Source organism: Rhodopseudomonas sp. BR0C11 (genome assembly GCF_010820945.1).
In the GTDB taxonomy this organism is placed as follows: domain Bacteria; phylum Pseudomonadota; class Alphaproteobacteria; order Rhizobiales; family Xanthobacteraceae; genus Rhodopseudomonas; species Rhodopseudomonas palustris_H.
Window position 1 is genome coordinate 1 of the sequence record NZ_QTKI01000500.1, and the last position, 3,118, is coordinate 3,118.

The window sequence follows — 3,118 nt, forward strand, 5'->3', positions numbered from 1 at the left end:
AGCGGAGGGAGCGCGGGCGGCGTCGATCTTGGAGGGGGCGAGGGTGAACCACGCGCGGCCGGCACCGAGCCCGACCAGGACAGCCAGCGTGCTACAGCCGGCTGCCAGCACCGCAAATTTACGCATCGTCAACTCCCACACATACTAGCCGCTTGCCCCAGCGAACTTGGTCGCAAATTGGTTAAGCAGCGGTATGCAATTTGAGCTATCTGCGCGGTTTGATGCGTTTGCGTTGCGATTTGGTGGCGCGAGGTTTACCGGCTTTGCCGCGCGAGGCATGCGCGACAGGCCGTGATCGCGCGGTTGGCCGCTCGGCGGTGTCCGCCGGCTGGGCCTGGGCGAAGGACTGCCGCAGGCTGTCGAGATTGGTGCCGATCTCCCCGACCTGTTCCGACAGTTTCTTGGTCTCGCTGCGCTGGGCGGCGACCAGCCTTTCGATCTGCGCAAGCTGATCCTGCAGCGCCTGCAGTTGGTCAATCGATTGCTGCTGCGTCAGCTCCAGACCCTTGGTGCGCTCCACCAGCTGTTCGGAGGTCTGCGCCACTCGGGCCTGCACCTGACGGCCGGCGGCGACACGTTCCTGTTCAGGGCTGGTGCCGGTCGCAATGCGCCACAGAAAGATGGTGCCGATCCCGGCGATAATCAGCAGCAGGGCTGCGGCCGCAATCGCGATCGGCTGGGGGCCGAGGGCGGGGAAGCGACTAGCGCGCAGATCGGATGGCGGAATCTCGATCATGGAGGTCACAAGCCTCACGTCGACGTCAAGTTCCCGTCCCCAGGGGCTTCAAAGCTATCACCCCACCCGTGACGGTTGCAACCGCCGACGGCTCCGCCATTAACAGTGCATTAACCATAACGGCTCCTTAATGCGACGCACCGTGATCGGGTCGCAGGAAAGGACGCGGAGAGACCGGTATGGGCACCATCATTGAATTTCCGGCGGATGCGGCATCGCGGCGGCCGGGCTCGTCCATGGTCGCGCCGTCCGATCACTCCGCCACCGTGACCATCCTCCCGGTGATCCGGATCGAGCGTCACGCCGATGCCGGCAGCGACGGCGGGCCCAAACAGGGCGATGCGCCCGGCCGGCGTCGCCGCCGCCGCGCCCGCTCCTGAACCGAAGAAGCTTATCGATGTCCGCGGTCGGCCGTCCGGTCCTGATCCGGGGCAGGGTCGCCCGAACGGTTCTGCTCCTTCCCACCCTTGCGGCTGTCTTGCTCGGCGGCTGTGCTGGCGGTGATTTCGGACGCACTCGGCGCGACTTCGTCACCGACGACATGCATCGCTGGATCGGCGCCGAAGCCACCGGCAGCATCGGCCTGCAAGCGTCGGCGTTTCAGCTCACCGACCAAGAGCGCAACATGCGCGATATGGCGTACCCGCTGATCGAGGCGCCGCATGCACGGCCCGCATGGAAGAGCGTGTTCGGTGATTACCAGCCGATCGCCGCGCCGTGGCGGCAGCAGCCGCCGTTTGATCGCACCGCCTACGGCAAGCTACTGATCGACGAGCCACATCGCTCGCACTCGTCGCGCTATAACGAGCTGATCCAGGACGTCCGCAACGACCTGACGATGATCGAGCCGTTTCAGTTCACCGCGGCGCGGGTGCTCGAACTCGACCAGAAACGCAACGCCAGTCTGAAATACATCGCCGATCTGTCGCCAAATGAGCGCGCGGACGCAGTGGCGCGGATGGAAGAGAATTCGCTGATCGTGCAGTGGGTGCAGCAGTGCCTGCGCCGGCGCGCGTCTTCGTATCGCTGGGCGCTGGAGCGGCTGGTGATCATGGCGCCCGACGGCATCGCCGCCGACGCCGACCGCCTGATTGCCGAATTGGAATTGCAGGCCGCCAATCTCGGCCAGTTGGCCAAGCCCGCTGCGCCGCAAAGCGGGGCAGTCGTGCGGAAGGGGTGAGTCGCACGTAGTTCACACGAGCGATCAGCGATATCGCGCCGCATCAATCGATGGCGCTGTCGTATATCTGCAACTGTCTCCCAGCTTCTCTACGCAAGACCGCGCTTCCTCCCGCGAACCACTCTGCGGGTCGCCTTTGGAGGAAGCGCTGATGATCGACTCTCTTGAACCGCAGGTGACGACTGCCAACGGATTGAGCGTGCCGGACGGCGCGCCTGAATTGGCAGAAGCGCAGCGGACAGTTTGGCGCCTGACTCACATCGACTTTCCGTGGGACATCAATAAGGCGTTGGAATTTGCGCTGCTACGCACGTACGCGGTGCCGTCGATTTCAGGCCTGCTGGCCCGGACGGGCGAATTCTCCGAGCGCGTGTCGAAGCGATACGACGACACCGCACTTCTGATCCGCGAGGTACTGCGCAACGGCCTCGACAGCGATCGCGCACGCCGCTCGTTCGCGCGTATCAATTCGATGCACAAACGATATCGCATCGCCACGGACGACTACCTCTACGTCCTGTCGACCTTCGTGTTTTCGCCGATCGACTGGGTCGGCCGCTTTGGTCATCGGCCGATGACTGAGACCGAGCAGCATTTGTGGTTCGTTTATTGGAATGAGTTCGGTCGCCGGATGGGCATCGATGGCCTCTATCCGGACATCCACTCGTTTCGCGCGTTCGCGGACGAATTCGAGCAGACGCGGTTCGTCTATGCGGAGTCGAACCGGCTGATCTCCGAACGCACGATCGATCTCGTGTTGTCGGATTACTTCGTGCCGCGGCTTCTGCATCGCGGCGGACGGCAGGTCGCGCTGGCCATCACCGACCGTCCGTTGGTCGAGGCATTAGGGTTCACCTATCCGTCGGCGCCGCTGCGCATGCTCGCGCTCGGCGGGCTCGGACTGCGCCGTGCGATCCTGAAGCTGCTGCCGAAGCGCCGGGCACCGAAGTGGCAGGAGATCGGCGGTCGCACCTATCCGGAAGGCTACAATATCGAGGAGCTGGGCACGTTCCCGCGCACCAAGGGCGCCTGACGGCATTGTGCCACGCGTGGTTCGACAAGCAAGGCAGCGCCGTGAGCGAGGCCGCGGCTCGCATTGTCACTCGTGGCGATTACGACTGCGACTTCGCTTGCGGCTCCGACTGCACCTTGCAGGTCGCTGCTTTCAGTGCGGCGCGGGCTTGCGGCATCAGACCGGGCTC

At 64.3% G+C, this 3,118-nt stretch carries 4 protein-coding genes; 3 read left to right on the plus strand and 1 reads right to left on the minus strand.

What is annotated here, in order from left to right:
• Nucleotides 1–205 precede the first annotated feature (205 nt).
• Nucleotides 206–736: a hypothetical protein gene (locus DYI24_RS24100; RefSeq protein WP_107343829.1), complete on the minus strand. Its 531-nt coding sequence runs from the start codon at nucleotides 734–736 to the stop codon at nucleotides 206–208.
• Between the two features lie 179 nt (nucleotides 737–915).
• Here DYI24_RS24100 and DYI24_RS24105 point away from each other — a divergent pair, with 179 nt between their 5' ends.
• The 3 genes from DYI24_RS24105 to DYI24_RS24115 are packed head-to-tail and all read left to right on the plus strand — an operon-like array spanning nucleotide 916 to nucleotide 2,949.
• The gene (locus tag DYI24_RS24105; protein ID WP_164574119.1) at nucleotides 916–1,116 is read left to right on the plus strand and encodes a hypothetical protein; all 201 of its coding nucleotides are present in this window, start codon (nucleotides 916–918) and stop codon (nucleotides 1,114–1,116) included.
• A 17-nt stretch (nucleotides 1,117–1,133) separates the two neighbouring features.
• Nucleotides 1,134–1,916 (plus strand): hypothetical protein, encoded by a 783-nt coding sequence (locus DYI24_RS24110; protein ID WP_164574120.1) that lies wholly within the window; start codon nucleotides 1,134–1,136, stop codon nucleotides 1,914–1,916.
• A complete protein-coding gene (locus DYI24_RS24115) occupies nucleotides 1,828–2,949 on the plus strand; it encodes an oxygenase MpaB family protein (protein WP_164574121.1) in 1,122 nt (373 codons plus the stop codon). Before DYI24_RS24110 ends, DYI24_RS24115 begins: the two co-directional genes overlap by 89 nt.
• Nucleotides 2,950–3,118: the final 169 nt, after the last annotated feature.